The sequence below is a fragment of the Polycladidibacter stylochi genome (assembly GCF_001562055.1).
Classification (GTDB): domain Bacteria; phylum Pseudomonadota; class Alphaproteobacteria; order Rhizobiales; family Stappiaceae; genus Pseudovibrio; species Pseudovibrio stylochi.
Genome location: NZ_LLWE01000025.1, coordinates 359159 through 373896, shown reverse-complemented (window position 1 = coordinate 373896; position 14738 = coordinate 359159). Strand labels below are relative to the sequence as shown.

General features: G+C 43.0%; 15 protein-coding genes and 1 tRNA gene. 8 read left to right on the top strand and 8 right to left on the bottom strand.

Going from position 1 to position 14738, the window contains the following annotated elements; all coding sequences use genetic code 11:
* Positions 1 to 38 precede the first annotated feature (38 nt).
* Complete coding sequence (locus AYK67_RS10790) at positions 39 to 1118, bottom strand: AI-2E family transporter (protein WP_068086176.1); 1080 nt, start codon at positions 1116 to 1118, stop codon at positions 39 to 41.
* Between the two features lie 231 nt (positions 1119 to 1349).
* On the opposite strand from AYK67_RS10790, the gene AYK67_RS10785 reads away from it, so the two are divergent.
* A tRNA-Ile gene (locus tag AYK67_RS10785) sits at positions 1350 to 1426 on the top strand.
* Between the two features lie 416 nt (positions 1427 to 1842).
* On the opposite strand, the gene AYK67_RS10780 is transcribed toward AYK67_RS10785, so the two are convergent.
* The 7 genes from AYK67_RS10780 to AYK67_RS10750 form a co-directional block, all read right to left on the bottom strand.
* Positions 1843 to 2193 (bottom strand): hypothetical protein, encoded by a 351-nt coding sequence (locus tag AYK67_RS10780; RefSeq protein ID WP_068086173.1) that lies wholly within the window; start codon positions 2191 to 2193, stop codon positions 1843 to 1845.
* A 62-nt stretch (positions 2194 to 2255) separates the two neighbouring features.
* Positions 2256 to 2984, bottom strand: coding sequence for an SDR family NAD(P)-dependent oxidoreductase (locus AYK67_RS10775; RefSeq protein ID WP_068086170.1), 729 nt, complete (start codon positions 2982 to 2984; stop codon positions 2256 to 2258).
* A 25-nt stretch (positions 2985 to 3009) separates the two neighbouring features.
* A complete protein-coding gene (locus AYK67_RS10770) occupies positions 3010 to 3531 on the bottom strand; it encodes a TRAP transporter small permease (protein WP_068086167.1) in 522 nt (173 codons plus the stop codon).
* 4 nt (positions 3532 to 3535) lie between these two features.
* Positions 3536 to 4810: a TRAP transporter large permease gene (locus tag AYK67_RS10765; protein WP_068086164.1), complete on the bottom strand. Its 1275-nt coding sequence runs from the start codon at positions 4808 to 4810 to the stop codon at positions 3536 to 3538.
* A 60-nt stretch (positions 4811 to 4870) separates the two neighbouring features.
* Positions 4871 to 5851: a TRAP transporter substrate-binding protein gene (locus AYK67_RS10760; protein WP_082735757.1), complete on the bottom strand. Its 981-nt coding sequence runs from the start codon at positions 5849 to 5851 to the stop codon at positions 4871 to 4873.
* A gap of 53 nt (positions 5852 to 5904) precedes the next feature.
* Entirely contained in the window at positions 5905 to 6321 is a 417-nt protein-coding gene (locus AYK67_RS10755; RefSeq protein WP_068086162.1) for a cupin domain-containing protein, read from the bottom strand.
* A gap of 406 nt (positions 6322 to 6727) precedes the next feature.
* A complete protein-coding gene (locus AYK67_RS10750; RefSeq protein WP_068086160.1) occupies positions 6728 to 7519 on the bottom strand; it encodes an IclR family transcriptional regulator in 792 nt (263 codons plus the stop codon).
* A 246-nt stretch (positions 7520 to 7765) separates the two neighbouring features.
* On the opposite strand from AYK67_RS10750, the gene kduD reads away from it, so the two are divergent.
* The 7 genes from kduD (at position 7766) to rbsD (ending at position 14647) form a co-directional block, all read left to right on the top strand.
* Positions 7766 to 8515, top strand: coding sequence for a 2-dehydro-3-deoxy-D-gluconate 5-dehydrogenase KduD (kduD, locus tag AYK67_RS10745; RefSeq protein WP_068086158.1), 750 nt, complete (start codon positions 7766 to 7768; stop codon positions 8513 to 8515).
* A gap of 134 nt (positions 8516 to 8649) precedes the next feature.
* Positions 8650 to 9486, top strand: coding sequence for a 5-dehydro-4-deoxy-D-glucuronate isomerase (gene kduI, locus AYK67_RS10740; protein ID WP_068086155.1), 837 nt, complete (start codon positions 8650 to 8652; stop codon positions 9484 to 9486).
* Between the two features lie 797 nt (positions 9487 to 10283).
* Positions 10284 to 11051, top strand: coding sequence for an ABC transporter permease (locus AYK67_RS10735; RefSeq protein WP_068086153.1), 768 nt, complete (start codon positions 10284 to 10286; stop codon positions 11049 to 11051).
* A complete protein-coding gene (locus tag AYK67_RS10730) occupies positions 11051 to 11863 on the top strand; it encodes an ABC transporter ATP-binding protein (protein ID WP_068086151.1) in 813 nt (270 codons plus the stop codon). Before AYK67_RS10735 ends, AYK67_RS10730 begins: the two co-directional genes overlap by 1 nt.
* Before the next feature lie 20 nt (positions 11864 to 11883).
* Positions 11884 to 12840, top strand: coding sequence for an ABC transporter substrate-binding protein (locus AYK67_RS10725; protein WP_068086148.1), 957 nt, complete (start codon positions 11884 to 11886; stop codon positions 12838 to 12840).
* An 11-nt stretch (positions 12841 to 12851) separates the two neighbouring features.
* Positions 12852 to 13397, top strand: a complete 546-nt coding sequence (locus tag AYK67_RS10720) for a hypothetical protein (RefSeq protein ID WP_068086144.1) — start codon at positions 12852 to 12854, stop codon at positions 13395 to 13397.
* Between the two features lie 830 nt (positions 13398 to 14227).
* Positions 14228 to 14647, top strand: a complete 420-nt coding sequence (gene rbsD / locus AYK67_RS10715) for a D-ribose pyranase (RefSeq protein WP_068086504.1) — start codon at positions 14228 to 14230, stop codon at positions 14645 to 14647.
* The last annotated feature ends 91 nt before the right edge of the window (positions 14648 to 14738 follow it).

Genomic DNA, 14738 nt, shown 5'->3' with positions numbered 1-14738 from the left:
GAATAAAAAACTAGAGCGATTTTCGGGCAAAATGGCGGCTATTGCGGGTTATTTTCTTTATCCACGGACAAAGTTAGTGGCTCCCCTACATTTCCGTTGGCGGAGAGGAGGATGGCAAAAGGGCGTGAGGCAGGGAACTGCGCGCAGATAATCATGATAAGCACGACAAGCGGCACACAAAGAACCATGCCTATAATTCCCCAGATAGAGCCCCAAAGGCTAAGGGAAATCATGATAATCAGCGGCGAAATATTGAGGGAGCTGCCCATTAATTTTGGTTCTATCAAATTTCCTATGCAAAACTGAATAGATCCTAGGCCAATGGAAATGATGAGAAAGTTGGTAAAAGTATCGTAGTAAACAAGCGAGAGAATTGCCGGGAACAATACAGCAGTGAGCGAGCCAACTGTCGGGATGTAATTTAACAGGAAGGCGATAAAACCGAAAAGGGGTGCGTAGGGAAGGCCCACAAGCTCAAGCAATAAGTAAGTTAAAAATCCGGTCGCCAAGCTTACAGCGGTTTTGATACCTAGATAGTGACGCATTCTTTGGGCAACTTCATCACGAATAGCGAGGGCAAGCTGTTGCTTTTGTTGTGTTTCAAAGAGGGCCATAAGTTTGATGTCAAAAGTTGCTGCTTCGAGAATTAAAAACAAGACATAAATAAACACCAATGAGCCAGAACCAGCCAGACTGGTCAACACGCTGGCACCGGTTGATATGGCTTGAGAAAGCGAAAAATTCGGTATGAGGTCAGAAATTGTTATGGGTTCTTTGAGTTTCAGTTTTTGTGATATGAGCTGAAAGACTTCATCAAGCCGCGCTTGATATGTGGGGGCATCTTGCGCCAGTAGTTGTAGGTTACTGGTCACCATATCGAATACAAAGCTGGCTATATAAAAAATCAGAAATAGTGCAAATATTATAGTCACTGGCCTTGGCAGGGTTTTGCCAATATACGGTATGTCGTGAAAGGCATTGGCGAGTGAGTTGATGATGTACCAGACGATGAACGCAATAATAAAGGGTATGAGCAGCGAGCGGCCGATAACCAATAAATAACCAAATAAGCACAGTAGGATTAGAGCTGCTGAAGTTTGGACTAAAGTGTTGCGCATGAGATTTTTCCAAAATGTGCAATGGCGGGATGCATAATTGCGCTCGTATTTTCATATTAAAGCAGTACGTGAATGTCTGTTAACAGCTCATGATTAAAACAGGGTAGTTTGTATTTAGGGTTACACAAAGCATTTTTTTATAAATCCCGGAGCCTTTTATGGAATTGGGTGTTTATAGTTGAAACAAAACTATTTACTCAGGCTAAAAGGTTGGTATAGGAGAGGGATATCGGGCCTGTAGCTCAACTGGTTAGAGCCATCCGCTCATAACGGATTGGTTGGGGGTTCAAGTCCCTCCGGGCCCACCACTTCCTTCACAAAAAATTTCATCTCAAAATGTTGCAATTAATTGTGCCCAACGAATAACTTTATATACTCTTTATGAAACCGATTTTTAAATATTTAAAAAATCAAATGATCGTGTACTTTTTGCTTGATATGTATAGGTAATAGCATGCGATAACCACGCTACCACTTTGAGAATAACTGATAACTTGAAGCAGAAAACGAACTTGATCGCTGTAAATGTAAGCTATTTTGTTAGTTGATAAATTATAATATGCACTATTGGTCATGCTTGTATTTTAGGCAAAGATAGCAACGGTCTCTCAACCCCGATATGGGGTTGAGAGACTTGTATTGATTGAGACTTCTACCTTCAATTACTACCCCATTCGCTGGGATCATAGAAGCAGTAATAATTAAACGGTTGGAGAGTTACCGCTTAGCTCAAGCTACTTGGCACTTCAACCCCGGCCAGTAGCTGAGATCTCACATAGCTTTGCGATGCCTTGGTAAACATTTCATCCCAATTAGAAAAGCCCGTATGCGTTTCGATAATCTCGTTCCAGAGCTCATCAGGAATAAGTTCTACAGTTTGTTCGTTGATTTCCTCTGCGCCAGCTAGGGCGAATAGCTCCTGAGCAGTTGAAAGATTGGTATTTGACTGCATGAAGTCGTCCGTTAGCAAGATGTCGATTGAAACAACCTCTCGAGCGCGCAATTTTTGGGCATTGGCCATAATTGCATCAATATTCCCGTAGATTAAATCTCTTGCTGCTGATCCACTATTCATTTTCTTCCCTCCCACATTTTAAAAGGGGCAGGCAAACAACTTGTATTCACCTGCCCGTAGAGTTAGCGCATCAGCAGACCACCGTTGACATCAATGCTTTCACCATTAATGAAATCATTTTCAATCAAGAACTTAATAGCTGTTGCGATGTTATTAGGGGTTCCGTTGCGCTTTAATGGGTTACCTTCCGCCCAAGCCACCATTTGCTCTGGAGTGGAGACTTTGTCATGGAACGGCGTTACAATAACACCTGGAGAGACGGAGTTAATGCGAATTTCTGGTGCTAATTCCTTGCAAAGGCCGCGCGTGAATGTATCTACAGAGCCTTTGGCTGCGCCATAAATGGTTGCCCCTGGTGCGCCATGGCGTGATGCTATTGACGTTATATTTACGATCGAAGGCTTCTCGCCTTTACGCAAGAAAGGCAGTGCAAGAGATGTAATCTTGAATAAAGAGAAGACGTTAAGATTGAAGATTTCTTGCATAAGCTGCCAGTCTAATGCATCTGCCGCCTGACGCCGGACAAGACCACCTGCATTGTTTACAAGTACATCAAGGCTATCGGTGAGTTCGCCAATTTGGCGAAACAACTCAATGCAAGCAATTTCACTGGTGATATCAGCTTGTAGCAGGTGTACTTTTGCACCTAAATCACCGAGTTCGGCCTCCAGTTGTTTCGCTTTTTCTTCAGAGCGATTGTATACCAAAAATAGCTCATTATTTTCGGCTAAAAGGCGTGAGGTCTCAGCACCAATACCAGTGCTTGCGCCAGTGATAAGAATTTTTGCCATTTTTTTATTCCTTTTGTTCGTTCGTTTATACTTGTGACGTCGCTTGCTCTGATTTTGAAGCCGGAGAGCTGACGAGTTTCCTCAAATAACCCAGAAGGAAGAAAACAGAAACTACGGTCATATACGCCCCGGCCGCAGGCATAGAGACATAGAAGATCTTTCTAGGGATCTGGAAGATCGGCGAAGAGGCCATGGCGCGCTCTACCAAAGAGTAGCTAAAGTACGTAAATGCTGAGAGGAAGAAAATGTTGACCACTTCTATAAGTGCTAGCAGAAAATACTGTAAGCGCTTGCCATCAAACATGTAAACTACCAAATCAATTTGCGGATGCTCTTTTGAGCGCCACAAAACTGCCGCAGTGGTAAATACAAGCCAAGCGAAGGATAGTTCGACGATCTCGTCAAACCAGCCAATTGAGAATACCGGGAAGAACCGCAGTATTACATTTAATGCCATAAGTATAAACAGAATACTTAACAAGCATATTGCGGTGTATCGGAAGATATTGCAGATAACTCTGTCTATTTTTAGAATGAAGTCTAACATGCCCCTACCCTATTAGTTGTGTCATAGTTATTGATAGAGCAGGAATGAATGCGACCAGGAACAGCACCGCAAGTATTCCGAGGATGTATGGAATAACCTCTTTACTTAATACTGTTACACTCACTTGACTGATAGAAGCCACAGCAAACAGGCACATACCTACTGGAGGACTTAAGAGCCCAATCATTGAGGCAAGTATCATAATTACGCCAAACTGAATTGGGTCCATACCCATGATTTGGACAAGAGGCATGAAAATTGGTACGCAAATCAGGATGACTGCAACACCTTCAAGGAACATGCCAAGTATGAGCAAAACACCAATGATAAGCAAAAGCATGAGTGTTGGAGAATCTGTCATACCCGTTACTGCGGTCACAAGAGTTTGCGGAACAGCATTCATTGTCAGCACCCAAGCAAAGAAGCCCGCAGTAGCCATAATGAACATGACCCGCACAGTATGGAGCAGTGTATCTTCCAAAATGTGCAACAGCTTAGCCCACGAGAGCTCTTTGTAAACTAAACCGCTCAGGAACAATGCATAAAGGCAGGCAATGATTGCAGCTTCGGTTGGTGTGAACCAGCCACCTAGAATGCCACCTACAATGATGACCGGGGTTAACAAAGCCAGGAATGCTTCTTTAAAGCTTACCCAACGCTCTTTTATTGATGATTTTTCTCGGCGAGGGTAATTGCGCTTTTTAGAGATAAGATTAACCGCAACAGCCATGGCAATAGCCATCATCAGTCCTGGAACCATACCTGCTAAAAAGAGTTTCCCGACAGAAACACCTGTCATTGATCCGTAAATCACAAAAGGAATACTGGGGGGAATAACCGGACCAATTGTTGAAGATGCTGCGGTAATTGCACCGGCAAAGGGGCGGTCGTAGCCATCATCAACCATGGCTTTCACTTCAATTTTGCCCAAGCCGGCAGCGTCAGCAACTGCAGCCCCGGACATTCCAGAGAAGATTATTGAGGAGAAAATATTAACCTGGCCCAAGCCACCCCAATAATGGCCAACGGATGCTTTCGCAAATCGGAAAATTCTATCTGTAATACCACCAGTATTCATAAGGTTACCAGCAAGTATAAAGAAAGGAATTGCCAGCAATGTAAAGCCAGTTGTGGATGAATACATGCGCTGTGCCATTAAACCTAACGCTGCCACGTTATCGGACATGGCGTAAAGCGAAATCGCACCAAGGGAAATTGCGATGGGGACGCCCATCATAATTAAAAAAATGAGGCCGGTAAAAATAGCTGCGGGTGTCATTCAACCCTCCTTCAAAAGCAAACGCCTGTCCACTAGAAAGCGAACAGGCGCAAGGTTGGATTAGAGCATATCGAGGAACGTTTTCATGTTTTCCTCGCCCGCATATTTAGCGATTGCTTCGTAAGCAGGGCCCATTTGGGCTTTAAACAGCTCACGGTCAGGATAAGTAACTTTCATGCCTTTTTCTTCTAGTTTTGCAATTAGTTCGGCATCTTCCTTTTCCATCATGGAGCGCATCATATTACCAGCAGCAATGCTTTCTTCTTCGAGTATTTTTTGTTGCTCTGGAGTTAGTTTATCAAAACTACGTTTTGAAATGACGCTTACCATAGAACCATAAACATGCTGAGTTATGGCGAGGTTATCTTGAACTTCGTAAAGTTTGTTGTGATAGATTACAGAAAGAGGGTTCTCTTCTCCATCAACAACACCTTGACGCAGTGCCATATATAGCTCGTTAAATGCAAGCTGAGTAACGTTGGCACCTAAAGCGGACATAGCAGATTGTAGCTGCACTTCAGGTGGCGTTCTCAACTTCAGCCCTTTAACATCTTCAGGTGTGTTAATTGGGCGTATTCCATTTGTAATATTGCGGAAACCATAGTCCCAATTCGCTAGGTAAACCAACCCCTTATCTAAAAGATCCGGCGCAGCCCATTTCTTGAAAGGTCCATCAAGAACCTTGTAGACATGCTGACGATCTTTAAAAGCAAAAGGCGTCATTACTGTTGCGAATTTTTTTGAGTACTTATCTAAATGCCCTTGAGTAGGCAGCGACATGTCAACCGCCCCAAGAACATTTTGCTCTAGCACTTCGTTTGGCGACCCAAGCTGGTTTGCAGGAAAGATCACGATGTTCACTTCACCATGTGTACGTTCTTTGACACGCTCTGCCATGTGCATTGCTGCAATATGGCCAGGGTGGTCTGTTTCTACATAGTGACCCAGCTTTAAGGTTATTGCATTGGCACTTCCCATTGCCAATACACCCATTGCCACGCTAGAAGCTGCTATTTTTAGATATTTAAACAAGTTGCCCATGGTTTCCTCCCGTTGCAAGCTTGACCGGTCAACACAACCGGTTTTCAAAACTCTTATTCTTCGATGTTGTTTTTCAAAGGATATGTCCCATCAGGATTTGGCATAGTTCCGTATTGGCGCATTTTTTCTAAATGGGAATCTCTGTATGGCGCAAAGATATCGATTGCTTTCATACCGGTTGTTGTTTTGCCACCATGAGGCACATTGCCCGGATGAACAGCCACATCACCTGCCTTCATCATGATTTTTTGGTCGCCAACAATATGCTCTTCAGAACCTTCGGTCATAATCATGATCTGTTCGCATTCATGAGTATGAATTGGGAAAGTCGCTCCAGGTGGGTTTTCGATAAAGCTAACCATCAAATTATCACCGAGAAGAAAGCGGGTGCTAATGCCTTGGTCTTCGACGATTGGTGTCAGTGGCAAATCTTTAATTGTGTAGACATATTGCTTACGTTCTACGCTCATTTTGTTCTCCCCTTTGAGAAATTTTCGTATTCGCGATACATATAAAATTCATAAATAAATGTATTTCGTCAAGTATGAATATTGAATATTTTTTATCACGGCTTCTTCATAGGTGAGTCGATAAAATAAAAACGGCTAGAAACCGCAATTTCTAGCCGCCCCAAGGAACAACAATACATGTAATGCACATGTGGATATATTACTGATCTTACTATACGTTAGGTTATCACCATACTTAAATATTTTTGATATTTTCTAGTATAAAAAATATATAAATCGTTCAAATAGAGCAAGAGAACCGAATTCATATAATAGATGAAGCATGTATATGTAAGTATTATTCGATAATACTCTGAAAGTACTGGTTATATAAATATGTATTTTATATTATCGAATATAATAGCCCTTAATCAATTTCATTTTCAGGAGCTCGACCACCAATTGCTTTGGTGAGGTTATCCGCCGCTACAGCAACGGCTTTTCTTGAATCTTCAAAGTTGACCACTTGGTGATGTAAACTATCTGAATTCATTGTAAGAAATGGCATGGTTAGAGCAGCTTCTACCTGCTTTTTAGGGTTAAAAACTGGATAGGATATATTGGTGATACCGCTGATTTGCGGACTTGCCCCAACGAAATACCCTTGGCCTTTAACCTTGTTAAGTTGACTTAGCACATTTTCGATCTCTATTGGCGATGTATGCCCTTGTTCTAATAGCTTGCGACGTTGCTCATGTGTTTTATAGGCGAGCACAACAAAACCGGAACCCGAACCATGAATATCAATACGTGCAGATAGCCTAATAGAAAAACCCATTTTATAAGGACTATCTTGCTTTGCCACAACCAGCATGGCCCCATCAAACAATATGCATAAATGGCAAGATTGCTGAGTTTTTTCAGAGAGAAATTGCATTTCGTCGTTAGCAGAATACAACAAGCGTTCGATCGGTGGGTGCTGATTGGAGAGTTCGAAGGTCTTTAAGGTAAGTGCATATTTTCCTGATTCCTCAGAGGTTTGAACATAGCCGCGCGCTTCCAAAATATTCAGCATGCGGAAAAGCTCATTCACAGATCGACCAAGTGATTCTGCAATTTCTTTTTTCGACATTGGTTCTGATTGGCGACTTAAAAGCTCAATAATATCAAGGCCGCGCTCAAGTGCAGGCGCTCTATATTTTGTTATTGTCTCACTCATTCTTTTAATCCGCACTCGGTTTCCATCAATATCGACTGATATTTTCAATCGACTACTAAAAACTAACAAGCCTCGTCAATGGGTTTCAAGCCACCTAAACACTTATATACCAATTTTGTGGGTTTAATATTCATATAGAAATACTATTGACTATATATAAATATTTTGCCATGTTTAAACCGGAGGATTGGAGATAAGGCAGCAAAGCCTTACCTCAATATAACCTAGATAACCTAAGGATAAAAAATGTTCAGTTTGGATGGCAAGGTTGCTGTAGTAACAGGTTGCAACACGGGTTTGGGGCAAGGCATGGCGTTGGCGCTTGCCGAATCTGGTGCAAATATTGTGGGTGTTGGCCATATTGATGCTGTTGAGACAAGAGAAAAGGTCGAAGCACTGGGCCGGAAATTTTGTTTTATCGAGGCCAATCTATTATCTATTGAGCCTGTTCAGCACATCGTAGATACAGCCGTTGCCGAGATGGGGCGTGTCGATATTCTCGTCAATAACGCCGGTATTATTCGTCGCCAAGATTCCATCGAGTTCTCGGAGGAAAACTGGGATGATGTGATGAATATCAATATCAAAGTTCCAATGTTCCTCTCGCAGGCAGTTGCAAAACAGATGATCGCCCAAGGCGAGGGTGGCAAAATAATCAATGTAGCATCCATGCTTTCTTTCCAAGGCGGCATACGTGTACCTTCTTATACTTCAAGTAAGTCTGGCATTATGGGTTTAACGCGCCTGTTGGCTTGCGAATGGGCGCAGCACGGCATTAATGTCAATGCGATTGCACCGGGTTATATGGCTACGGACAATACCCAGCAATTGCGTGAAGATGCTGTTCGCTCCGCTGAAATCCTCGGGCGTATTCCGGCAGCACGATGGGGCACACCACAAGACCTTGCAGGGCCTGCTGTTTTCCTAGCCTCAAAGGCAAGTGATTACGTAAATGGCTACACCATTGCTGTTGATGGCGGCTGGCTCGCGCGCTAACAACGGTTTGTAGGTAATTCAGTTACTAACACGAAAGTGAATAGTATTATTCACTTAAATTTAAATTGACCCAATAGAAAAACGGAAAATGTGGAGATTCAATCCCCACATGAATAATAATAGGGGGAAATATTATGGATGTGCGTCAAAGTATACATAGTGAACACGTAAAACATCTTGATACTGATGAATTAAGAGATGAGTTTTTAGTTAAAGATATTTTCGTCGAAGATAAATTGACGATGACATATAGTCATATAGACCGTATTATATTTGGCGGTGTGGTTCCTGTGTCAACCACATTGGAGTTTGCCGAGGAATATGGCCAGAAAATTGGTACCAGCTATTTTCTTGAACGCCGGGAAATCGGCTTCATCAACTTGGGGGGCGCTGGCATCATCCAGGTTGATAACGCAGAATATGAGATTGGCAACGAAGAAGCCCTTTATGTAAGTAAAGGAACCCGCCGCCTTACTCTTGCTTCCAAGGATAAAAATAATCCAGCAAAGTTCTACTATAATAGTGCTCCTGCACATGCTGCATTACCAACCAAAAAAATCACCAAAGAAGAAGCTGAGAAAGTTTCACTAGGCTCAAAAGAAACATGTAATGAGCGCACGATCTGCAAGTTTATCGTTCCTGATGTTGTTGAAACCTGCCAGTTAACCATGGGTATGACCAGGCTCGCACCTGGTAGCGTGTGGAATACCATGCCTTCTCACACACATGATCGGCGTATGGAAGTGTATATGTACTTCGATATTGAAGGTGACAATGCCGTATTCCATATGATGGGGGAACCAACCCAAACGAGGCACATACTCATCGGTAACGAGCAAGCTGTCATTTCTCCAAGTTGGTCAATTCACTCAGGAGTTGGCACCAAAGCCTATACATTCATTTGGGGCATGGTTGGCGAAAATCAGGTCTTTACTGATATGGACCACTTAAAAATAAGTGATCTGCGCTAATCAGAACACGAAGAGTTTGGAGAGCATCACACCCACATCCTAGTATATTCACTCCCTAGAATGTGGGTTGAAGCCAGATATCTGTGGCGGGTTACCATTGAAAACCTTACATGAAATGACTTTGTGACATTACTTCCTCCTGTAAAGTTTAATCACCCGCCGCATTGCTTAGTAAGCTGCTTCTAAATGCTCTCCATTTTTCATGGTGTTTTTAAAGGACTTAGAAAAATTCTGAGATTTTTGTCCAAACTTCAAATATGTTTGTGGTGCAATTTTGATAAATGATAATTTAGTGACAAGTACCTACGAATGGACGCTTAATAGCCTTCGATGTAAAGGCGAAGAGCCTTTCTACTTCCCTAATAAATCAATAGAAAGTGCGTCAAAAATCTTAGTCTTGATGGTTAATTGCCCTTTTATCATGGCATTATCAAAGTAGTTTTCTATTTTTATTGATTGGGGATAGCCTGCTTTTAATAGGCGTCGATTAGCATTGAGCCATCCCAGAACGACCCTACCTTTCGAAGTATACGGTGTAATAGCTTATAACGGCCCCGAAGAACGAGTTACTTGAGGAACTCAGCTTAGGAGTCTCACAATCAGCCTTCAATGCCAACTGAGGTGACATCTACTAATCTTCACCATGGCAAAGGAATAGGGCGTTTCCAGTGTTGCAATATTTAACATTCGTATTAATGCGAATGGTTCTCATGTGCATTTGCATGCATTAATACCTTCAGAAATAACTCAGGTATTAATGAAAATAAATATCACGCAATGGTTGAATTTATAGGCCTATGAAAATAATAAAAAACAAAAGCTTACAAGCATTGGTCTTGCCTTTTCTGCTTATTGCCTTGTGGGAGTTTCTTGCACAAAATAATCTGGTTAATACTTATTTGCTGCCAGCACCCTCGACAATTATTGCAAGTGCTCAAGAATTGATTGCAGATGGTGTTTTATCTCACCACCTATTGGTTTCATTGAAGCGGGTGCTTCTTGGCTTTTGTATCTCGACCATCTCTGCTTTCTTACTGTCCGCTCTTCACTATAAGTTTCCTGGCCTTCAACAGTTTATGGCGCTGATTACTGAGACAGTTCGCGTTATTCCACCGTTGGCACTGGTGCCTGCTCTGATCCTCTGGTTTGGTATTGGTGAAACAGCCAAGCTTGCCGTTATTGTCTTGGCCAGTTTCTTTCCAATTTACTTAAACTGTTTAACCGCATTACGTTCTGTCGAACCAAGGCTGATTGAAATGGGCGTTACCATTCGCCTTACAGCCTTTGAGCGCACGCGTTTTATAATCATACCCGCAGCAACGCCGGGCATTTTAACAGGTCTTCGCCTTGGTTTTGGTTACTCTTGGCGTGCATTGGTCGGGGCTGAGTTAATTGCAGCATCTGCAGGGCTAGGTTATCTAATAATAGATAGCGAGGAGCTTGCCCGAACAGACCGGGTTTTTGTCGGTATCGCTACCATAGCCATTACAGGTGTGCTGCTGGATATGCTGTTAAAACGGCTTCTTTCATATCGCACGCAACCTAAATCCTCTGGCAGCGTATAATGCATATAAAACCACCAGCCAATTCGTATAGTCAACCTTTCATGCAAGGCAAGAGGGCGGCAAACCATGCAAATGGCTCTATCAAGCTGCAGGGCTTAGTTAAATGCTATCACACAACTGGGCAACAAGGCTCTAGTTCGCAGTGTGTACTGGATCATATCAATCTCGATATCGAACAGGGCAAAACTACCGTTATACTCGGCCGTTCCGGCTGCGGAAAAACCACACTCCTACATTGTATGGCTGGCCTAATAGCCCCGGATTCCGGGTTTATTAACCCTGCTTCACTCAGTGAGCAAACTGGCGTTGTTTTTCAAGACCATCGATTGCTGCCTTGGCTCAGCCTAGAGGATAACCTGCTGTTGGCACTACGGAGCAAGCGTAATCTTGATAGGGCACAAAAGCGTGTTCGCCTTAATGAGATGCTCGTGAATCTTGGCTTAGAAGATGCCCGCCATAAGTTGAGTGCTCAACTATCCGGGGGGATGGCGCAAAGGGTTGCCCTGGGCCGCGCCCTGTTATTGCAGCCGCGCGTTTTGCTCATGGATGAACCTTTTGCAGCTCTAGACGCAATGACACGTTTTGAAATGCATCAGTTGCTGGCCAAGTTACAGCAAAAACATCGTTTCACTACTGTATTTGTTACCCATGACTTACGTGAAGCCACACAAATCGCGGACCAAATCGTTGTTATGGACCAAGGAAAAATACTCCATCAAATCTCGCTTCCTCAAACGAGGCCGCGCGAAGAAGACGCAAAAGACCTCAAAGCAGTCCGTCAAACTATTTCAAGTGCACTCGGGTTGCAGTAATACCAACAAAAGGACATGAAATGAAAAAACTATTTAAAGCAATCGGAGCTGCACTAGTTGTAGCCACAATAGCAACACCAGCTACTTCTCAGCCACTCAAACAAATTAATGTCTCCTATGTGACATCACCTTTTAACCTACAGGTTATTGTCACAAAAAAGCATAATTTACTTGAAAAAGAATTCGAAAAAGATGGTATTACCGTCAAATGGCATGGGATCACTTCTGGTGCAAAACAGGCACAAGCCATGGCGGCCGGCTCGCTAGATGTTGGCATGGTCATGAATTCCACATCTGTTTTAATGGCCAATGCTGCTGGTAATCCGATTAAAATTATTGCTGGTGTTTCACGTCCATCCGAGACATTTGCCCTTGTTTCCAATAACCCTGCGGTTACGAGTTTTGCCGATCTCAAGGGGAAAAAAGTAGCAGGCCCCAAAGGTACTGTGCTGCATCAATTCCTTGGTGCAGGTCTTGAAAAAGCTGGCCTGAGTTTCAATGATGTTGACTTTATCTCCATGGGGTTACCAAAAGCGAGATCCGCCATGTTGTCGGGTAATGTAGATGGTGCTCTGTTGGCGGCAAGTTTGGTGATTAAATCGCAAGAACAAGGTGCCCATGTGGTTTCTACTGCAACTGGTTTGGTTACACCGAAACTTGTTGTCGCAGCTGCTGCACCATTTGTGGAAGCAAACCCGCAGGTTGTTGCCCGTGTGGTGAAGGTACATCAGCAAGCGCAAAAATGGATTGATGAAAACTATGAGGCTGCCATTGAACTTGGCGCAAAAGAGAAAAACATTTCTGTTGCCGATGCCAAAAAACTGGCTGCTTGGGCAGGTTTCACAACCAAACTGAATGCCGATGATATTGCGAGTATGAACGATGATAAAGCGTTTTTACTGCGTAACGACTTGATTAAGCAAGATATTGATGTTGCTCCGCTCTTTGCGTCAACTGTTCTAGAAGAAACCAAGTAATAGGCCAAACCATGCAATATTACGACGATAGAAACATCAAGTTGCGTGAGGCCGATCTACCGCTCACATTCAGTCGCAATGATCTGATTTCTTATGCGGGGCCGGACCAGATAATAGCTACGGCACTCATGCTGAATATGTTTCGTTTTGCCCTGTCAAAACTTACGGATGGCAACGAGCTCGCTGAGCGCAATAAAATCAAGGTGCAAGTAGGTTTCCCTGGACCTGGCATCAAAGATTGCATTGAGCTGGTGCTGCGTGGCTTTACCCGCAATGCTGACAATGTCACCATCAAAACTGAAGGTTTACCAGAGGAAGCGCCATTAGCGCTGGTTGGGCGTTTCTACTTTGAATTTGAGTATAATGGTAGACGCATTGGCCTATGGCCGCAGAATGAGATTTTTAACGATGAATTCCGCACCATGGTTAGTACCTTCCAGCCACGTAAGGGCACTGCGGAAGAACAACAAGCATTCCAGAAATTTAAGCAGGATTTCATTGCGAAAGTAATGAATGCTGGTGAAGAAAATCTGTTCCACTGGAAGCAACTTTCTTAGGGCAAACTTCCAAATCATGCCGTATTATCTGGTGGTCTAAGTCATACCACACATGAGTGTAGCGTTTTATTCTGCTACACTCATGTGTGGAATCTTGGGCTTTTGTTCGTATTAAAACACGAGTAACGTAGCTATACGACTACACCCTCCGCTTATTAAATACGCAATGTGTGGTTTTCTTTCATCTATTCGTGTGTGCACGAATTGTAATTGCAGATCCCATAGGTAATCATAGGCTGCCTTACAGTTACAACTCATCGAAGTACTTGTAGGATTCATGTGATACCAAGGGTAGAAAATGTCTAAAAAGAATAGGGATCTACATTATTGGCTTTATCTTTATCACTTAACAAACAAGAGAAAAACTGCTGACTACGATCCTCATCGCAATATGCTTCATAGACTGTCAATTTGGCTGGCAAGTTTTATTGCACGCATGCCTATAATAGTATTTCCTTTGTGCGGAGTTGTTACTGCATTATATTACAATTTTATTGGAATTTCCCCTCATGTTAGATCTGTGGAGGGTACCGTAATTTGCTTTGTTTTAGGGACACTAGTATTGCCGCTCCTAAGACTATTCATGCCACTGTTTGTTTACTTAGTTGTTATTTCCCTTTTTATATTGGTCGTGATGCTTGTTTCATATACCTAGCCGAAATGGGTATAAACCACGATAAATGAACCACTTTCTCATTCAGGAAGGCAATTCATAAACTGATTTAAGTTTCTTTACTTAGATGGAATTACAAAAAAAACGATTGCGCAAACGTTTGCGCGGTGGTTTACTTTTAGGAAATTACGATTCTCTTGCTAATTGGGAGCAGCAAATGAGAAAATGTGTGCTGCAAAATTCTGCCATTGCCGAAGTGGTTTCTCGTATGGGCCACGGCGATAGTTTGTGCGTGGGCGATGCTGGTCTACCTATTCCCCAAAATGTAAAGCGAATTGACCTTGCGGTTCGTGCCGGTTTGCCTGCTATGCTTGATGTTGCCGAGAGCGTCGCCAGTGAATTACAAATCGAGCGGGTGATTTTGGCCGAAGAGCTGAAAAACCAGCAGGGTGTTTACCACCAAGAAGTTTTGTCTCTCATTGATGAAATAGCAGCAGCGCAGTCTAGTGATATCGCCATAGACTATGTAAACCATGGGGAATTTAAAGCGAAGAGTGCTGAATGCCGCGCTGTGGTAAGAACTGGCGAGTTTACACCCTATGCGAACATTATTTTCATAGCAGGAACAACCTTTTAACAAACGCAACCGCGCTAAGTAAGCTTACCTAGTACAAGCTGAAAGCTAGCATTATTAATGGTGAACCTTAATGGTTGATGAGAGGAGGCCA

Coding starts and splice junctions, on each gene's coding strand:
- AYK67_RS10765 (WP_068086164.1), bottom strand. CDS start 4,810: ATGACACCCGCAGCTATTTTTACCGGCCTCATTTTTTTAATTATGATG.
- AYK67_RS10730 (WP_068086151.1), top strand. CDS start 11,051: ATGCATATAAAACCACCAGCCAATTCGTATAGTCAACCTTTCATGCAA.
- kduI (WP_068086155.1), top strand. CDS start 8,650: ATGGATGTGCGTCAAAGTATACATAGTGAACACGTAAAACATCTTGAT.
- kduD (WP_068086158.1), top strand. CDS start 7,766: ATGTTCAGTTTGGATGGCAAGGTTGCTGTAGTAACAGGTTGCAACACG.
- rbsD (WP_068086504.1), top strand. CDS start 14,228: ATGAGAAAATGTGTGCTGCAAAATTCTGCCATTGCCGAAGTGGTTTCT.
- AYK67_RS10755 (WP_068086162.1), bottom strand. CDS start 6,321: ATGAGCGTAGAACGTAAGCAATATGTCTACACAATTAAAGATTTGCCA.
- AYK67_RS10735 (WP_068086153.1), top strand. CDS start 10,284: ATGAAAATAATAAAAAACAAAAGCTTACAAGCATTGGTCTTGCCTTTT.
- AYK67_RS10775 (WP_068086170.1), bottom strand. CDS start 2,984: ATGGCAAAAATTCTTATCACTGGCGCAAGCACTGGTATTGGTGCTGAG.
- AYK67_RS10725 (WP_068086148.1), top strand. CDS start 11,884: ATGAAAAAACTATTTAAAGCAATCGGAGCTGCACTAGTTGTAGCCACA.
- AYK67_RS10780 (WP_068086173.1), bottom strand. CDS start 2,193: ATGAATAGTGGATCAGCAGCAAGAGATTTAATCTACGGGAATATTGAT.
- AYK67_RS10750 (WP_068086160.1), bottom strand. CDS start 7,519: ATGAGTGAGACAATAACAAAATATAGAGCGCCTGCACTTGAGCGCGGC.
- AYK67_RS10790 (WP_068086176.1), bottom strand. CDS start 1,118: ATGCGCAACACTTTAGTCCAAACTTCAGCAGCTCTAATCCTACTGTGC.
- AYK67_RS10770 (WP_068086167.1), bottom strand. CDS start 3,531: ATGTTAGACTTCATTCTAAAAATAGACAGAGTTATCTGCAATATCTTC.
- AYK67_RS10760 (WP_082735757.1), bottom strand. CDS start 5,851: ATGGGCAACTTGTTTAAATATCTAAAAATAGCAGCTTCTAGCGTGGCA.
- AYK67_RS10720 (WP_068086144.1), top strand. CDS start 12,852: ATGCAATATTACGACGATAGAAACATCAAGTTGCGTGAGGCCGATCTA.